This is a genomic window from Acetobacter malorum, from assembly GCF_002153605.1.
Lineage (GTDB): Bacteria > Pseudomonadota > Alphaproteobacteria > Acetobacterales > Acetobacteraceae > Acetobacter > Acetobacter malorum_A.
The window spans coordinates 1-17,560 of record NZ_JOPG01000032.1; the positions used below are offsets into that span (position 1 = coordinate 1).

At 52.0% G+C, this 17,560-nt stretch carries 16 protein-coding genes; 11 read left to right on the forward strand and 5 right to left on the reverse strand.

Going from position 1 to position 17,560, the window contains the following annotated elements; translation table 11 throughout:
* The coding region (locus HK23_RS12495; RefSeq protein ID WP_143217565.1) for an ATP-binding cassette domain-containing protein at nucleotides 1–733 on the forward strand (733 nt) is incomplete at its 5' end.
* Between the two features lie 23 nt (nucleotides 734–756).
* The gene (gene hmuQ / locus HK23_RS12500) at nucleotides 757–1,077 is read left to right on the forward strand and encodes a heme-degrading protein HmuQ (protein ID WP_086654221.1); all 321 of its coding nucleotides are present in this window, start codon (nucleotides 757–759) and stop codon (nucleotides 1,075–1,077) included.
* A gap of 80 nt (nucleotides 1,078–1,157) precedes the next feature.
* On the opposite strand, the gene HK23_RS12505 is transcribed toward hmuQ, so the two are convergent.
* The gene (locus HK23_RS12505; RefSeq protein ID WP_086654222.1) at nucleotides 1,158–1,745 is read right to left on the reverse strand and encodes a biliverdin-producing heme oxygenase; all 588 of its coding nucleotides are present in this window, start codon (nucleotides 1,743–1,745) and stop codon (nucleotides 1,158–1,160) included.
* Between the two features lie 159 nt (nucleotides 1,746–1,904).
* Between HK23_RS12505 and HK23_RS12510 the strand changes: the two genes are divergently transcribed.
* Complete coding sequence (locus tag HK23_RS12510) at nucleotides 1,905–4,229, forward strand: TonB-dependent hemoglobin/transferrin/lactoferrin family receptor (protein WP_086654223.1); 2,325 nt, start codon at nucleotides 1,905–1,907, stop codon at nucleotides 4,227–4,229.
* A gap of 121 nt (nucleotides 4,230–4,350) precedes the next feature.
* On the opposite strand, the gene HK23_RS12515 is transcribed toward HK23_RS12510, so the two are convergent.
* Nucleotides 4,351–5,118 carry an SDR family NAD(P)-dependent oxidoreductase gene (locus HK23_RS12515; protein WP_086654224.1) on the reverse strand — a complete coding sequence of 256 codons (768 nt, stop codon included), beginning with the start codon at nucleotides 5,116–5,118 and terminating at the stop codon, nucleotides 4,351–4,353.
* 101 nt (nucleotides 5,119–5,219) lie between these two features.
* Here HK23_RS12515 and HK23_RS12520 point away from each other — a divergent pair, with 101 nt between their 5' ends.
* The gene (locus HK23_RS12520; RefSeq protein WP_086654225.1) at nucleotides 5,220–6,131 is read left to right on the forward strand and encodes a LysR family transcriptional regulator; all 912 of its coding nucleotides are present in this window, start codon (nucleotides 5,220–5,222) and stop codon (nucleotides 6,129–6,131) included.
* A gap of 56 nt (nucleotides 6,132–6,187) precedes the next feature.
* Here HK23_RS12520 and HK23_RS12525 read toward each other — a convergent pair whose 3' ends face one another.
* Nucleotides 6,188–7,090 (reverse strand): LysR family transcriptional regulator, encoded by a 903-nt coding sequence (locus tag HK23_RS12525; RefSeq protein WP_086654226.1) that lies wholly within the window; start codon nucleotides 7,088–7,090, stop codon nucleotides 6,188–6,190.
* 235 nt (nucleotides 7,091–7,325) lie between these two features.
* On the opposite strand from HK23_RS12525, the gene HK23_RS12530 reads away from it, so the two are divergent.
* On the forward strand, nucleotides 7,326–7,937 hold the full coding sequence (locus HK23_RS12530; RefSeq protein ID WP_086654227.1) for an NAD(P)H-dependent oxidoreductase: 612 nt from the start codon (nucleotides 7,326–7,328) through the stop codon (nucleotides 7,935–7,937).
* A gap of 175 nt (nucleotides 7,938–8,112) precedes the next feature.
* Here HK23_RS12530 and HK23_RS12535 read toward each other — a convergent pair whose 3' ends face one another.
* Together HK23_RS12535 and HK23_RS12540 are read right to left on the reverse strand one after the other, a co-directional pair.
* Entirely contained in the window at nucleotides 8,113–8,640 is a 528-nt protein-coding gene (locus tag HK23_RS12535) for a flavin reductase (protein WP_086654228.1), read from the reverse strand.
* Nucleotides 8,640–10,946: a TonB-dependent receptor gene (locus HK23_RS12540; RefSeq protein ID WP_256940196.1), complete on the reverse strand. Its 2,307-nt coding sequence runs from the start codon at nucleotides 10,944–10,946 to the stop codon at nucleotides 8,640–8,642. Before HK23_RS12540 ends, HK23_RS12535 begins: the two co-directional genes overlap by 1 nt.
* Nucleotides 10,947–11,378: 432 nt before the next feature.
* Here HK23_RS12540 and HK23_RS12545 point away from each other — a divergent pair, with 432 nt between their 5' ends.
* The 6 genes from HK23_RS12545 to HK23_RS12570 all read left to right on the forward strand — a co-directional run bounded on the left by HK23_RS12545 (nucleotide 11,379) and on the right by HK23_RS12570 (nucleotide 17,513).
* Nucleotides 11,379–12,620, forward strand: coding sequence for an acyl-CoA dehydrogenase family protein (locus HK23_RS12545; RefSeq protein WP_086654229.1), 1,242 nt, complete (start codon nucleotides 11,379–11,381; stop codon nucleotides 12,618–12,620).
* 62 nt (nucleotides 12,621–12,682) lie between these two features.
* Nucleotides 12,683–14,092 (forward strand): LLM class flavin-dependent oxidoreductase, encoded by a 1,410-nt coding sequence (locus HK23_RS12550; RefSeq protein WP_086654230.1) that lies wholly within the window; start codon nucleotides 12,683–12,685, stop codon nucleotides 14,090–14,092.
* A gap of 14 nt (nucleotides 14,093–14,106) precedes the next feature.
* Nucleotides 14,107–15,393 carry an MFS transporter gene (locus tag HK23_RS12555; protein ID WP_086654231.1) on the forward strand — a complete coding sequence of 429 codons (1,287 nt, stop codon included), beginning with the start codon at nucleotides 14,107–14,109 and terminating at the stop codon, nucleotides 15,391–15,393.
* A 16-nt stretch (nucleotides 15,394–15,409) separates the two neighbouring features.
* On the forward strand, nucleotides 15,410–16,297 hold the full coding sequence (locus HK23_RS12560; protein WP_086654232.1) for a TauD/TfdA dioxygenase family protein: 888 nt from the start codon (nucleotides 15,410–15,412) through the stop codon (nucleotides 16,295–16,297).
* 321 nt (nucleotides 16,298–16,618) lie between these two features.
* Nucleotides 16,619–17,194 (forward strand): TetR/AcrR family transcriptional regulator, encoded by a 576-nt coding sequence (locus HK23_RS12565; protein ID WP_086654233.1) that lies wholly within the window; start codon nucleotides 16,619–16,621, stop codon nucleotides 17,192–17,194.
* 1 nt (nucleotide 17,195) lies between these two features.
* Nucleotides 17,196–17,513: a DMT family transporter gene (locus HK23_RS12570; protein ID WP_063908296.1), complete on the forward strand. Its 318-nt coding sequence runs from the start codon at nucleotides 17,196–17,198 to the stop codon at nucleotides 17,511–17,513.
* The last annotated feature ends 47 nt before the right edge of the window (nucleotides 17,514–17,560 follow it).

The following is a 17,560-nucleotide window of genomic DNA, read 5'->3' on the forward strand; positions in this document are numbered from 1 at the left end:
CCCCGCTCAGCTAACCGCCATTATCGGACCAAACGGCGCAGGTAAAAGCACATTGCTTCGCCTTGCCAGCGGGTTACTGCCAACAACCAGTGGCGCTGTATGGCTTGGCAATGTTCCGATCACCACCCTTCCTCCTGCTCAACTGGCGGCTAGTCGGGCCATGCTGATGCAGGACTCACCGCTGCGCGCCCGGTTTACACTGCGCGATCTGGTGGCAATGGGGGGCCGGGTTTCTGCGCCGCTCATGCGTCACTCAGACCGTTTGGAGCTTGCCGAAGCGTTACTGGAACGGGTTGGGCTGGCGGCTTTCGCAGAGCGTGACATCATGGATCTGTCAGGAGGCGAGCGCCAGCGCGTCCATCTGGCGCGGGTTCTGATGCAGCTGGAGGCAGCGGTGCACGATACGGGCAGGCCACCGGGTTTTTTACTGCTGGATGAGCCGATTTCGGCTCAGGATCTGTCCCGGCAGCATCTGGTGCTTAATCTGGCGCGGACCCATGCCGCTGGCGGTGGTGGAGTGGTGCTGGTTATCCATGACCTCAACTGGGCGGCAGCCTGCGCGGACCATATTGTGGTGGTGCATGAGGGAGCGGTCCATGCACAGGGGCCGCCGGAAGAGGTTCTCACCAATGCGCTGGCGAGCCGCGTATTTGGATTGGAGGAGGGGCGGGTGCATGTGCATGCCGCCACAGGAAAACCCTACATTTTACCGCATGATATGATTTGCCGATAAACGTTGAAGGAAAGAAAAAACCTATGTCACACTATATCGCTATGAACCGTTTTCTGGTGGCTCCGGAAAATGAGGAGGCTTTTCAGAAACGGTGGCTGGACCGTGAGGTTTTACTGAAAACTGTTCCAGGGTTTGTCAGTTTTCAGTTTCTCAAGGGACCGGAAAAAGAAGGGAACAGGCTCTATGCCTCTCACACGGTGTGGGATTCCTATGATGCCTTTGTAGGGTGGACGCAGTCTGAACAGTTCCGCCAGGCTCATGCAAAGGCGGGGCAGGGACGTGCACTGACTGCCGGCCCTCCCGTGTTTGAAGGATTTACCGTATTGCAGGATGTAACGGTCTGATATCCAGCGTCTTGTTGTATGCGAATAGCTTGGTGGCCTGAAATGCACTGGTATTTCAGGCCATTTTATTGTTCGGGGTCTTAGGCAGAGAGGCTGAGCAATACGCTGGGTGTTGTCAGATAGTTTTTGACACGCATAAAACCGGCTCGCGCACCGGTTGTCGCCAGAACCGGGTCAAATCCGGCATGGTCAATGGCGCTCTTGAAGGCGTTCCAGGATGCGCCTCGTCCCGCTGGGTCCGCTGCAAGATGGCGCGCGCCAAACGTGTCGGTAAAGCCGAGTTTTTCAACCAGCTTTGTTAAAAAATTGGCACCAAGCTTGGAGCCTTCCGCCACGTAAAGCCAGCCAACGGCCGTGGACGCATCCAGATTTTCTATAGGCTTTTCGTCATCGGGGAAGGTCAGGCCAAGATCCTGCATATCCTGACAAACGTGCGCAAAGCGGTTTCTGGCGGCCAGATCGGGGATGATCTCCAGCAGCTGAGAATGGTTGTACAGGGCATTCGCATCCCTGTGAAACAGATACTGGAGTGTCACGAAGCTCTTGTATTTGTCCGCACTAGAGAACAGGCCGTGCGCCATGATGCCTTTATCCAAATTCTCATGAAGTGTGTAAGTGGCGTCTTTGAGGCGCAGAGACAGGGAGAGGGGGTCAGACGTTCTGGTCATGTTTTTGGCCTTTACGACATAAACGCATTCGGACAGATGCGAGTGTGTCTCCTATTTAACGCAAATGAGAATCATGTGCAATAAGAGCTTGCTGCGCACATGCCTGCCGTGCATCATGAAATAAGAATGATTCTTAATTAGCGCAATGACGGATACACAATGATGATGCTGCCTCTTTTCTGCCGGGCCATGCGTTACCGGATGCTGGCAACGACAGCTCTGGCGTATGCTTGCATAACACCGGTTTTGGCTGCCACGACGGAACCCGTTCCATCCAAAACAGAAATATCCAGAAAGCAGACCGTGACAGGGAAAAAGACTTCAAAACCTCCTTCGGCTGCGTCCGGTACGGTCGTTTTAGGTCCCGTAAGAGTGCATGGCAAAGCAGACATTCTGGATTCCATGAAGTTCAATCCAGATATCGATCATAGTGCGGTGGGCAAGGCGGGTGTCCTGACGACCACAACAACACTCAAAACATTACGTGACCGGCAGATAGACAGTCTGGAAGATTTTGCTCGGCGCGTAGATGCGTCGGTTAATTACAGTAATGGAAATTCCAGCATTAACATTCGAGGCCTCGACCAGAACCGAATTTTGACCACTATAGATGGTGTGCGTATGCCCTGGGCAAATGATGGGGCTTATGCAGGGTCTTTCAATTCTGCGCAGGGGGGCGTCAATAATTTTGACTTCAACGCGCTTGGCGGCATTGATGTGGTTAAAAGTGCAGATTCGAGCTTTTTTGGTACAGGTGCGCTGGGGGGTGTTATAGCCCTGCGCACGCTGGATCCGGAGGATTTGCTCAAACCTGGTAAAACTTTTGGGGGGCTGACCAAGCTGACTTACAATGGGGCGAGTGAGGCAGCCTTACTGAATCAGGCCTTTGCCGCACGTTACAAAAACACGGTAGTTTTGCTTCAGGGCGGCTATCAGAACGGGAGTGAAACCGGCAACCGTGGCGATAGATACGGATATGGGCGTACCCGGACTGCAAAAGACCCTGCCTCATACGATCAGGGAAGTTTTCTTGGTAAAATCCGGCATTATTTTGCAGGTGGGCACAGGGTTGGCCTGACTGGTGAATGGTTCGACCGAAACTATGATGAACGGACCAGAACGTCAGAAACAACGGCAACAAACGTGTATCGCACACGTAGCGAGAACCAGCGTTCACGCGTGTCTGCCAATTACGATTATCAGGCCAGCAGTCCTACGGCTCTGTTTAGTGAGGCCCATTTTCTGGCGTATTGGCAAAGCATTCAGACTGATACGGATATTACAAACAATGACCCGGCAAGACCTACGGCCTATGTGCATCAGCACCTGACACTGCCTGTGCAGTCCTATGGCGTGACGGGTTCCGCTACAAACAACATCTTCACCGGTCCGCTGCATCACGTTCTGACTTACGGAGGGGAAGTTTTCCTGACCGATACCTATCAGACTCAAACAGGCCAGCGTGCCGTCTCAAATGCTTATACCCACGACAATTTTTCCGATATGCCCAAAGTTCACGGGACGGATATGGGCGCTATTGTACAGGACCGTATCGGCATCGGGCGGGGCGAGTGGCTGCACATTACACCGGGTTTCCGGTTCGATTATTTCCAGCGTGACCCGCATAATACGGCCTCTTATATGGCTAACGCCGGTTACGCCGGGCTGCCGCATGGGGCTCATGGGTCTCACTTTTCGCCGAAGGTTCTGGTGGAAGCCCGTATTGCCAAAGATGTTATTCTCTATGGGCAGTATGCTGAGGCATATCGTGCTCCCTCTGCAACCGAGGAATATCTGAATTACAGCACGCCCCCCGTATATCAGGTTGTTGGCAATCCAGATCTTAAGCCTGAAAGTAGCCGAGGGTGGGAAGTCGGCATGAAATATGGAAATTCAGAACGCGGTGCCAAAATTTCCTTCTATGATAACCATTATCACAATTTCATCGACATGATGGGGATCAGCGGTTGCACGGGTTATATGCTGTGCTATGGCTCCACCAATCTGGCCCATGTCCGTATTTATGGGGTCGAAGCCAGTGGAAACTGGACGTTTGATGACCACTGGCATGTCTGGGGATCACTGGCGTATGCGGATGGGCGTGATCAGGACAGGAACTTCCACCTGAGCTCGGTTTCTCCTTTTCGTGGTATTATCGGTTTTGGGTATAAGACCCAGCGCTGGGGGGCTGACCTGTCGGGCACGTTTGCGTCCGGGCGTGATAATGCCAAATATCTGACTTCGACCGGCACATTGACCAACCAGTGGAAAACGCCGGGCTATGTTATTTTTGACCTGACTGGCTGGTATAGTCCCTCATTTTACAAGCCTCTCCGTATTCAGGCGGGGATGTATAATATCTTTGATAAAGCGTATTATAACGCAGCGTCCTTGCCTTATGGACAGTCATCCAGCTCCCTTTCTGAGCGGTACTACACGCAGCCCGGTCGCTCTTTTAAGGTGACTGCTCGGATTGAGTTTTGAGGCGCTTTATCCCCTTCAGGATAACAGATTTTAACCAGGCCCTTTCCGGCAAGCCCCGGAGGAGAGAGGGATAAAGCGCTGTATTTCTGGCCGGAAATCTTGCAGAAAACCGGCCAGTCATTCAGATCGCCTGACCGCCGGAGACCTCAATCCGCTGCGCGTTGACCCAGCGATTATCCTCAGAGAGCAGGGAGGCGATCATCGGGCCAATGTCGTCCGGGAGACCGGGGCGTCCCAGTGCGGTGTTTTCCGCGATGTGATGGGCGATGTCCGGGTTATCCCGCACGATGCCACCGGAGAAATCTGTCTGGATGGCTCCCGGCGCTACCGTGTTGACGGCGATGCGGCGTGGCCCGAGCTCCTTGGCCATGTAATGCGTCATGACTTCGACCGCGCCTTTCATGGCGGCATAAGCAATTCTGCCGGGGTAGGCGAAGCGTGTCAGGCCGGAGGAGATGTTCACAATCCGGCCTCCATCTGCGATCAGGGGTAACAGGGTTTGCGTCAGGAAAAACGGACCTTTGGCATGCACGCGATAGGCGGCATCGAAATCCTCTTCGGTCACTTCGCCAAACAGCCCCTCATGGGAAGTGCCAGCCATGTTGACCAGATAATTGAAACGCTCGGCACCCCATGCGCTCAGCACCTGCCGGATTTCCTCAGCGAAGGCCGGGAAGGCATGCGTATCGCCCGTGTCGAGTTGCAGAGCAACGGCCTGAACTCCGCTGCTCCGGACGCTGTCAACGACCTCATCAGCCGCGGATTTGTTGGTGTGATAGGTGAGTATTGATGAAACGCCGCGCCGGGCGAGGGCCTCAACAGTTGCGCGGCCCAGTCCGCGGCTTCCGCCGGTGACAATGGCAATAGGGTTCGTGGTCGTTGCAGACATGGGACTCTCCATCAGGTGAAGGTGCAATTCTGCTCATATCCTCGTTCGTTCGATAAGAGCGCTCTTTCCGTCAGCATTGTTTTGCGCAATGGAATAATCCTATGGATAAACTTGCGACACTTGCCCTCTTCATCCGCATTGTTGACCGAGGCAGCTTTAGCGCAGCGGCTGCCGATTGCGGCGTCTCCCGTCCGGTTGCGACCGCTGCCATCAAGGCACTGGAACAAAGGCTCGGGACGCGGCTTTTGCACCGCTCAACCCGGCATGTCCGCCCAACCGAGGAAGGCGCTACCTACTATCGTCGGTGTGTGGCGATCCTGGCGGACCTTGAAGATGCGGATCGTGGCGCAAGCGGCGATGTCGCAGGTTTGTTGCGCGCTGATGTTATCGGGCGTCTGGCGCGTATGATCCTGCTGCCGGCACTCCCGGATTTTCTGGCCCGGCATCCGGCGCTGACCGTTCATCTCGGCGAGGGCGAGCGGTTTGTTGATCTGGTGCGTGAAGGGGTGGATTGCGTGGTCCGGGCTGGAAAACTCCCGGACAGCGATATGATTGTCCGATCTCTGGGCGTGATGGAGGAGATGACGGTCGCCAGCTCGGCGTATCTGGCGCAGCACGGCACACCTGCCTCTCCTGATGACCTTGATGGGCATCAGATGATCGGCTTCGTGTCTTCACGCACCGGCCAGCCTTTGCCGTTGGAGTTTACGTGTGGAGAAGATGTGCTTGAGGTTTCGCTTCCTGCGCGTCTGTTGGTTGGGGGTGTTGATACCTACGCGGAGGCGGCCCGTCTTGGTTTCGGTCTCGTGCAGGTTCCGCGTTATAGTTTTGCAGAGGATCTTGCCAGAGGTACCTTGATTGAAGTGCTCCCTGATTTTCCACCCACGCCAACACCGCTCTCGATCCTTTACCCGAGTAACCGGCAGCTTTCTCCGCGTGTGCGGGTATTTGTGGAGTGGCTGATGGAGAGTATTGGTTCAGGACTACAGCACACAGTCGATAAAGACCGTTAAGGGGGAGAATGGTCCGATTACAACCGCAACGACTGCGGCGTAATCCTGTATTTTGTTCAGGCCTGTAAATATGCCTGAAGGCGGGGAATGACGAAGTCGAGAAAAAGTCTCACACGCTGAGGGATCTGTTTGCTGGCCAGATACAGCGCATGGATTTCTTCTTCGTCCTGTGCGTCCGCATGGGCGAGAACCTCAACGAGGCGTCCGGCCCTGATGTCCTCGCGCACATGAAAGTCACCGAGCCGTGCCAGCCCTGCGCCCCGCAAGGCCAGATGCCGCACCGTTTCCCCATTGTTGGCGAGCAGGGGGCCGTGGACAATACGATCTGCGATGCGGCCTTTTTCTTGCAGAGGCCAGACAGGGGCAGCTCGTCGGAAATTGAAGCCAAGGCATTTATGGTGGTCCAGATCATCAATGCTCTGTGGTGCTCCAAACCTGTTCAGATAATCTGGTGATCCAACAATCTTACGTCGCGCGGTTCCAATATATCGGGCTGTCAGACTTGAATCCTGCAACTGCCCGACCCGGAAGGCGATATCTGTGCGGTCAAGATAAAGATCCGTCAGTTCGTCAGAGAGAGACAGATCAATTATGATATCCGGGTAAGCCTCCCAGAATTCGGGAAGGAGGGGTTCCAGCGCGAGTGCTCCAAAGGCCACTGAGGCGTTGATGCGCACAGTTCCGCCCGGCTGAACAGATCCTGTTGTGAGAGCCTGTTCCATGTCATCAAGCTCGGCGATGAGGATCTGAGCGCGGTCGTAATAAAGCTGGCCTTCAGGCGTAACGGACAGGCGCCGCGTAGAACGTTCGAGCAGGCGCACGCCAAGGCGTGTTTCAACGCGGGCAATCAGTTTGCTTATGGTCGAGGGGGTTGTCATCGACAGGCGGGCCGCCTCGGAAAAGCTGCCGCTTTCCACGACACGCAGAAACATCTGCATTTCGCCAATTCGATTATCCATCTGCGCCTCTTTGATGAAACAGGTTCACAAGTGCTGTGGAGAAGCAATGGATTGTCAAAGCCTGTCAAGCGCAGCATGTTCTGGGGCAACAAGCGAGACAGGCGTTTTGTCTGCCCAGAAAATCTGGCGGTCTTATGCGTCGAGGCCTCATTATCATATTGAACATTTTTTCGGATAGTCGCTCTGAAATCTGCTCAGGCCTATCCGGGATACATTTTGCAGGGACACTATTCTGATGAAAAATATTCTTCTTCTGAACGGCGGAAAAGCGTTCGCCCATTCTCATGGTCGTTTGAACGACACGTTGCAGGATGTTGCTCAGGAGACTTTGTCAAACGCAGGGTTTAGTGTGCGGCAGACAAAAATTGATACCGGCTACGATATTCCGGCCGAAGTTGAAAATATTCTCTGGGCTGATCTGGTCATCTATCAGATGCCGGGATGGTGGATGGATCTGCCGTGGACCGTCAAGAAGTATGTTGATGAAGTTTTTACCGCTGGTCATGGCGCGCTCTACACCAATGATGGGCGGAGCCGGTCGCATCCTGAACGCAAATATGGCTCGGGCGGCCTGTTGCACGGTAAACATTACATGCTTTCTCTGACATGGAATGCCCCGGAAGAAGCCTTTGTTGATCCGGCACAGTTTTTTGAGGGGAAGGGGATCGACGCGGTTTATTTTCCTTTCCACAAGGCCAATCAGTTCCTGGGAATGACACCGCTCCCGACGTATCTGGCTACGAACGTCATGAAAGAACCACACGTTGACCAGACGATTGCACACTATCGTGCCCATCTGGCGGAGGTGCTGGGCTTTGCTGCGCTGAAGAGTGGTGCTGAATCGTAAAGGGAAAAGCGAGCATTTCTTCAAAGGATAGCAGGAAGAGGCCTGAACTCCTTTAGGCCTTGAGGCTGCTTGCTGCCGCTCAGCCGCAGGCGGTCTCGCCCTCGTTAAAGTTATCGACCATCCTTTGGCGGAGTATTCTCATTTTCTTAGAAGAAATGTGAGAGGCAAAAGCACCTTATTTTTTAGTCAAAGCAAAACCTTTCTGGAACCAGACTAACCCGCTGTCTGCGGCATTGTCCCACTGGATATGTTCTACCGTAGCAATAACAATGCTATGCGTGGGTGTATCAATCACCCTGGAAACCCGACATTCAAAAGAGACCAGAGCACCTTGTAGTAAGGGGGCCCCGGTTATACCGTTTTCCCAGCGTGCCAGAGCAAAACGTTCTGCCATGGAGTATTTGCGGCTGCTAAAGGCACTGCATAAATGTTCCTGTCCTTCTGCCAGCACGTTAACGGCCAGGCATTGGTGGGAAAGAATATGGTCATGCGCGGAAGTGTTTCTGTTTACGCATACCAACAGTGTTGGAGGTGCGTCTGATACGCTACACACGGCTGTGGCAGTAAAGCCATGCTGGCCAGCCGCGCCACCTGTAGTAATCAGGGTTATACCGCTGGGTAGCCGTGACATACCTTCACGAAAGGTGAGAGCATCACTGTGTGTCGGATGAGTGGTTGCTGGAGCTTCTTTTATAAGTGTCATTAGAAATCAACCTGAACAGAACCAAAATACTGACGGGGTGCACCAAGAACAACAGACTGATAATCACCCGCCATAGGAAAGCCATTCTGGCCCATTGTGGAAATATAGTGCTGATTGGTAATATTATAGACATTGAAGTCCAGGCTGATGCGTTTGAAAGCAGAAGTGCCGGAAATATTGCCAATCAGACTGGTAAGGTCGTAGCGCACACCGGCATTGGTCAGCCAGTATGAAGGTACCTTTTCATCGCCTGTGTAGCTTAGATTACGCTGTCCGATAAACTGTGTATCAGCATGTACCTCTGCCTTTTTCCACCTGTAGGAAATCTGGCCTTTATACATAAAGCGTGGGTAGGCAACGACCTGTTTTCCCTTAATCCCATACGTAACAATCCCGTTGGTTGTTGTTTGCGTTACGTTGTCAGAGTAGGTGGCGTGATCGTAACTAATACTGCTGCCTATTTGCAGGCCTTGGACGGGGCGCAGGACAAGACCAGCATCGACCCCGTTCATGGCGACAGCGCCAACGTTGCTGATGACAGTATAGGGATTATTAGGGCTGCCGCTGGATATTTTCTGAAGCCTGTTTGAAAAGTCTGTGTGATAGGCATAAACATTCCCATCAAGAATGCGAGAATGGTAACGGTATCCTATAGCGTAGTTCCAGTCTGTCTCCGAGGTAATGCTATTGCGTGATGCATCAAAGGCGGCTTGCGTGGTCGCAAAAGGGGAGGCACCACTATTATAGCCAGAGACAGGCAGAACTTTTACGTTATTGGCAATATCAAAATAGACCTGGTGTCCGGGCAGAAAGCTCCATTGCCCGCTGATATGAGGCAGGAAAGGCTTGCTGGTTGTCAGGCCTGCACCGCCAGCAATGGCAGTGGTGCGTGTATAGGGCTCCCAGTTAGCAAGCTGGCCGACGCGGGTCGTATTTAAGACAGAACGAAAGCCAAAATGGAGTGCCACGTTGTCTATCGGACGGTAAGTGTCTTGCAGATAAGCGACAAAAGTATTGGTATTAAAAACCTGCTCATATTCACGGCGGTAGTCTGATGTCAGATGCAAGCCATCGACCGGCCTTGCAGCACCACTTAGTACGTCCTCAAGCAACGGTTCATCATAAGCTCGCTTATCGGCATTAAAATGGGTGTTTTCATACCAAACCCCGCCATTAATCTCGTTTCGGGCAATGGTGTAGGTCAGGGAGGATGTCAGTCCAAAGCGCCGGGTGGTGGGGATGGTAGCCTGTTCCACAAAGGGCGCGCCGTTCGTGGATTCAATGAGCGGGCTTGTAACCGTCCCCACCTCCCAGGAGCGATGGCCGTAAAAGGTGCTGTTCCAGCGCAGGCGGTCTGTTAGGGCCAGATCGGCTGAAACGCCGCCAAAATATTGGCGCTGACTCCCCGCACCATCATAGAAGGAGGCTGTGTAGGGGCTTTGGAGTTTCTGGTAAGCCGCAGGGACAGCGCCACCGGGCCGGCCGTTTTGCGCCAGAGCAAGGCGATAAGCTGTTTCATACCCGTTAGGGGTGCCAAGCAGGTTATCAATATGGTAGCCGCCATTGCGGAACATATCCATATTGTAGTCCTGATAGTTTTGCATTTGCTCATCTGCGTAGTTGAAAAATGCTGTAATGCGGCTTTTTTGACCCACAGGATGCAAGAGTTTGGCGTTAACCTGTTGCATAAACTGGTTTTGGCCGCCACGCCATTTGTCTGTATCGTTACGCATATAAGAAACCCAAAAGCGCGTACCCTGCTTATTTAAATCCCCACTGTCTGCACGCACAAAAGTATGAAACATGGCATTGCTACCAAAGGTCTGGTTAACGGTGGCCCCTGTTTTGTGGGACGGGTCACGTGAGACAAACTGAACAGTGCCGCCCAGATTACTGATACTGGCAGCACCTTCAGACCCGGCAGAGGCTGAAACATCCATACGCGTGATATTTTCGGACGAAATGGCGGCAGATGGGTTCAGGCCATTGGAATTACTCCATTGCTGGTCGCCCAAAGGCATCCCGTCCAGGGTCATGCCTATCTGACTTTGGTCAAACCCATGCATCAGGAAAGATTGCCCCCAAAGGTTTAGCCCCTGTGGGTCTCCTGAATTGTACATGACACCAGGCAAGGTTGTAAGCGCCTTGAGCGCGTTTGTACCTGGCACATAATTGGCGATTGTTGCGGCGGTCACGGGTGTGACAACCCAGTTGGCCTGCCGGCGCCCCTGCACATTTACATCCTCGACCTGAGCAATGGTCCGGGCCTTACTGGTCGGGTGCGGGCGAGCTGCATGTACGGGCACGTGTGCCTTTTGGTGTGTTGCGGCTGTTTTGGCTGGATCCTGCTGATTTGTAAGAGGGGTTTCCCCTGCTTTTGCGACAGGCGACAAAAGAGGGAAAGAGAAGGCCAGCGCTGTTGAGCTGACGAGATACACGAAAAATGTCCTGTCCACCATACGCTCCCGTCTGAGCTACACGCTCAATTACACTATAATTTATAGTGTTAAATTATTCCGATTCGATTACCACTCACTTAATTGTATTATTTTTTCTTATTTTACGAGTCAATTCGGATTAAATTTCTGAATGGAATTTTTATAACTTGTTGTGATCGTTTAATATGGTTAAATGCGATTCGGTTTGATTGATTTTTTAAAATCACTTGTCGTGAGTCGCTTATAAAAAGCACTGCGTATGCATGTAGGCTTTAAAGGCTGCCTCCATAAGGGTGGGAGATGAGGGTGTTAAAACGCAATAGATCAGTTGAGCAGGATCGTGCTGCAACACTGTGGGGTGAGGCTGGCTCGGGCGGCTACAATGCCGTTGGTCCGCAATACTCGTCTCTGCTTGAAGAGATCAGAGTTCATTCCATACAAGCGGAAGTGGAAAGAATTCTGCCATTTGAACAAATAGCGCACTTAAAGGAAAGTGGATTAACCGCATTTACTGTGCCCAAAGAATTTGGTGGCCTTGGTCGTCCTTTGAGTGAGCTGTTTTCATTTATTACTGACCTTGCAACGGCAGATTCTAATATTACACAGGCCTTACGAGCGCATTTTGGATTTATTGAACATCTGCGCTCTGAAGCGCCATCGGACTATACCGACCGGTGGTTTGAACGGTTGGGTAAAGGAGAAACTGCCGGCGCCGCCGCTGCGGAAAAGGGCACCGCGCGCGATGCATTTGCGACCCGTTTTACACGCAAAGACGGGCACTGGGTTATTAATGGGAGCAAGTTTTTTACGACCGGCTCGCTCTATGCTGATTGGTTAACGGTTACAGGCTCAAACGAGAACGGTGAGACCGTTAAGTGCCTTGCCTCTCGGCATGATCCGGGGCTTGAAATTCTGGATGACTGGGACGGTATCGGGCAGAGGCTGACAGCCAGTGGCACGGCGCATTTTCGAGATGTGCGTGTTGAGCTTGATGAATTACGTGTGGGCAATACGGGTTTTGCGTATTCGCAGGCATTTTTCCAATTGTACCATTTGGCAACTGTTGCCGGTATTGCTCAGGCTGCTGCACTAGAGGTGGCAGGGGCTGTTAAAACCCGTAAGCGTGGTTTTAGTCATGCAAACCATGCTTTGCCCGCACATGACCCTCAAATTCTTGAAATCGTCGGTCATGTGGCCTCTGCTGCACATGCCGCCCACGCCATTGTAAGGCATGCAGCAGATGCCCTGCAAACTGCCGCAGATAGCAAGGAAGATGAACGTGGGCCTTCTGTGATCAAAGCGGAGCTGGAAGTCTGGCAGGCGCAGGAGATTATTTTTCCACTCACGCTTAATGCGACATCTCAACTGTTCGACACATTAGGCGGGACGGCCACCCTGCGTGCGGCAGCGCTTGATCGTTACTGGCGCAATATCCGTACAATTGGTTGCCACAATCCACGGGTTTATCGCACACGGGTTGTAGGAGATTTTCTGGTGAATGGAGAACTCCCACCTGAGCAATGGCGCGTCGGAGCGGTTTAAGGGACCGTTTGCAAACAGCATTACCAGACGGTGTTCTTCGCCAGAATTCAAGAGTAAAAGCAATGTCTCATCAGGCTAAAACACAAGCACCAATTATTTTGAATGCGTTTACAATGGCGACCGTTTCACACCTCAACTATGGTTTGTGGCGGCATCCGCGTGATCAGACGCATCGTTATACGAGTGTAAAATACTGGACTGACCTTGCGCGTTCAGTAGAGCAAGGCGGGTTTGACTGTCTGTTTATTGCCGATGCGCTTGGACAGATAGATGTTTACGGGGGGAGCCCCGAGGCATCATTGCGACATGGCATTCAGTCACCGTTAATAGACCCTTTGCTGCTGGTTTCTGCCATGGCTGCAGCAACCGAAACTCTTGGCTTTGGGATTACGCTTTCTACAACATACGAACACCCTTATCTGGCGGCCAGAAAATTTAGTACATTAGACCACCTGACAAACGGGCGGATTGGCTGGAATGTTGTTACCTCTCAACAAGAAAGTGCGGCCCGCAATTTAGGGTTAACGCAGCAGGTTGCGCATGATAAACGCTACGATGTTGCCGATGAATTTTTGGCAGTCACTTATAAACTCTGGCAAGATTCATGGGAGGATGGCGCTGTCGTTCGGAAAAAAGATTTAAACGACAGTATTTATACTGACCCAGATAAAGTGCACCCTGTTGCGCATAGAGGAACCTATTTTACTGTTCCTGACGGGCACGTTACAGAACCTAGCCCGCAGCGCGTGCCTGTTATTTTGCAGGCAGGCACGTCCGCGCGTGGGTCAGATTTTGCCGCCCGGCATGGAGAAGTGGTGTTCGTGGTTGGAGCCGGGGCCGAGGGTGTTCGCAGCAATGTGCGCCGCATTCGCCAGCAAGCGGTCAAGCATGGTCGTAAGCCGGAGAACGTAAAGTTTATTACAGCTGTAGCGGTTGTGGTGGCAGAAACGGATGATGTGGCACAGGAAAAATTTAAGGAATACTATCAGTACTATGATCCTGTAGGGTCAATCATTCATTATTCTTCCATGACCGGCGTTGATTTCTCAAAAACGCCACGTGACAGCGTTATTCGTTATCAGAAAACAGAGGCAAGCCAGTCTGTGCTGCGTCAGTTTGATCCTGCCGTCAGTGGGCGGGAGTGGACGCTGGATAATGCTGCCAACCCCGTTGGGAGTTTTGGGAGAGCCCGAACCTTTATAGGCTCACCCGGCACGGTAGCAGACCAGCTGGAGCAATGGCTTGATGAGACAGAAACAGACGGCATAAATCTGATCCAGCTGATTAACCCGGAAACTTTTGAAGACTTTGGCAGATTGGTTGTACCGGAATTGCGCAGGCGTGGGCGCATTAGGGATTCTGCCGGCGCAACGCTGAGGGAGACCCTTTTCCCTGAAAATCAAAATGCACGTCCCTCAGCCGATCATCCAGCGGCACGGCAAGAGCTACCTGACGCCAGACAGGCAGGATAAAAGGGGAGAGAGGCATGACAAAACCGGCGCAGGCTCCGGACAAAAGTCCTTTTGACTTTATCTTTCAATATCTTGGGCTTTTACTTTTTATGATCGGAGATGGGGTGGAGGTTGGCTATCTTTCTCCCTTTCTTGTCAGGCATGGTCTGACAGAACATTTTGTCGCTCTTGTCTTCACAGTTTACGGGCTGGCCGCGGCGGTATCTGCCTGGGGATCTGGCGTTCTGTGTGATCGTTTTGGATGCCGCAAAGTTATTTTTGCCGGTATTGTGTTGTGGGTTGTGCCTCAGGTGCTTTTTCTTGCCCTGGCAGTGCCCTCTCACTCTGGGTGGCAGATACTTTTAACCTACGGCGTAAGAGGGTTTGGCTACCCTCTGCTCGCTTATGGTATACTGACCTTACTGGTAAGAGAGGTGCGGATAACTCAACGCGGGCTAGCTTCTGGTCTGTTCTGGTTCTGCTTTACATGCGGGTTGCCGACCCTGGGTACTGTTGTTGCTAGTTTGTCTCTGCCTGTTTTTGGAGAATATGGCACATTCTGGGTCGCCTTTGTGGCTGTTATTCTAGGGGGTGGGCTGTCTCTTATTCTGCGGGGCGATGGGGCAGGAAAAGGGGCACTACCCCGTTCTCAAGTTGCTCTTCCGGCGCCAGGCGAACTGGTAGGCATTATACGCGCTAATCCGTCATTGATCTTAACCTGCGTGGTTCGGGCCATAAATTCGAGCGCAACGCATGGCATTATTGTTTTTATGCCGTTTTATTTCATTAATACGCTAGGTCTTTCAAGCGCCCAGTGGATGCGGTTTTTAGAAACCATTTTTGCAAGCAATATTGTCTGTAATCTCTTTTTTGGTGCTTTGAGTGACCGCGTGTCCTGGCGTGGCACGATTATGTGGGTTGGAGGCGTAGGCAGTGGTCTGGCCTGTGTGTTGCTTTATTGGGTCCCCGCGCATTTCGGCCATACCTCTCCCATAGCATTGTATGGATCTGCGGCATTTTTCGGTCTCACGCTTGCCGGCTATGTTCCTCTTTCCGCGCTGGCGCCCTCTCTGCTGCCTGACAGGAAAGGGCTCGCCATGTCTTTCCTAAATTTTGGTGCAGGGTGCAGTGTCTGGTTGGGTCCGCTTATTGTTTACGTTTTCCAGCCGTTTGTAGGTGTTGGCGGCGTCATGGCTGTTTATGCGGCGTTGTTCGTTTTAAGCGGTTTACTGGTCTACTTTATCAAACTCCCACAAGACCTTGATGCGGTTTCTACTGGGCAGTCTCACCTTCCGTCTTCATTTTCTTTTGCACGACACTGAGAAAAGGTTTCCTCTGATGTCTTCATCTTTTGAAAAAACACGTCTGTCTGTCGAAAAAGTTGGAAGCCGTCTGGGGGCGGTTGTGCATGGTATTGATGCAAAGCAGCCTCTTTTAGAAGAGCAGAAAACTTTTTTGCGCACAGAGCTTGTGCGAAATAAAGTAATTTTCCTTAAAAAACAGTTTTTGGATGATACCCAGCACGAAGCACTTAGCCGTGTTTTTGGTGAGCCAATTTTACATCCCACTATCGCGGCTCCTAAGGGTACAAAATACACGTTTGAGCTTAAGTCCCGCCACGGGCGCTCAACAGATTCCTGGCATACGGATGTGACCTTTGTGCCGGATTACCCCAAAGCATCCATTCTCCGGGCGCTTCATATTCCACCTTATGGTGGGGGGACAATCTGGGCCAATACGGCCACCGCCTATGATGATTTGCCGCCGCCTTTAAAGGCCTTGGCAGAGGCGGCATGGGGTATTCATTCGAACGACTATGATACAAATTATTATAAATTTGATGGAAAAAAGGGAGAAATCGCAGCCTTTCGGGCAGAGTTCCTTTCTAAGCTATATGTAACAGAGCATCCGGTGGTGCGGGTGCACCCGGAAAGCGGAGAAAAAACGCTTGTTCTGGGCCATTTTATTATTGGGTTAGACGGTTTTCCAACGCGGGAAGCAAACGCGCTGGTGGATATTTTGCAAGGTTACATTACTCAGGTTGAAAATACGGTAACATGGCGTTGGGAGGAAGGAGACGTTGCCATCTGGGACAACCGGGCGACACAACATTATGCTCCAGCAGACTTTGACCAACAGGCACGTGAATTGCGGCGTATAACTGTTAAGGGAGATGTGCCTGTAAGTACTGATGGGCGGAAAAGTCAGTTTGTCCATAAACCATAGTTCTATAGAAAGTGAAAATTTAGACTATGTGATCTGGCCTGCGGTCTGTCGCTATTGGGGTGATGGATGGTAGCGGGGTGTTTCGATGCTCCCATCCATAATCTTCAGCCGGTGCAGCCTCGGCGGTGAGAGAGAAGACTGAGCCGAAAGGACGATCATCAAGGCGGGACGCCGCGCAAGCCGTCGGGAACACAGCGTTTTGTTCGGCTATAATAGTGCAAAAGAAAGAATTGCCGGAAACACCGCTTGGTGGGGATCCCCTGAGATATTTTAGTATTCTTTCTCTTGAAAACATACCGTCCAGACGGTATGTAATTTTGCATGAACAGAAAACCCAAACGCGTCAACAAACCCGAGGTGGTCAAAAACGATCTGCTCAATGCAGCAGGGCGGATATTGGTCACGAACGGTATTCAGGCTTTTACGCTGGACCTGGTGGCAAAAGAGGCAAATGTCAGCAAAGGCGGTTTGCTGCACCATTTTCCCAACAAGAAAGCCCTGCTTGACGGTCTGTTTATGCGTGAAATGGACCTGTTCAAGCATGAAATTCTGACGTCTATGCAGCAAGACCTTGTCGAGTTTGGTCGGGCTGCGCGGGCGTATATTGGGCTCAATCAGGTTGGCACACATGAGACGCCGGTCATCATTCGTCATCTGTTAGCAGCGATGTTGATTGACCCTCAGCTCAGTCAGGAATGGATACAGCATTACTGGAGCGTTATCCGGTCCGTTGGTCTGTTTGATGGCATGACGCCAGCGCTCCTGCTCGCCTGTATGGCTGCTGATGGTCTTTCTCTCTGGGACATTCTGGAGGCTGACATTCTGGATCAGAAGACCCGTGACGGTCTCCATACCTTGATGGCGCAGTTAACGCAGGCTCCGGAGAAAGCGCGCTAAAATGCGAGGATATTTCTTTATCTTCATGACGGTTGTCTCAGAGGTTGTGGCGACAGCGGCTCAAAAAGAAACTCTGGATTTCACCAGAATTCTTCCGACCATTGTCATGGTGATCGGTTACATCTCATCCTTTGTATTTCTTGCTCTGTCTCTTCGCCTTGTCCCTATGGGCATTGTGTATGCAGGCTCAGCTGGTCTTTCCATTGTTCTGGCTAATCTTGCTGGCTGGATTTACTTTCGGGACCAGCTTAATGGGCATCAGGCAGCCGGAATACTTCTTATTTTGCTAGGCATTTCGGTTATTGCGTCTCCGCAGTAAGACGAAATCAGCTTTTCTTTCGGAAATTACCATGTCTTGTCGAACCT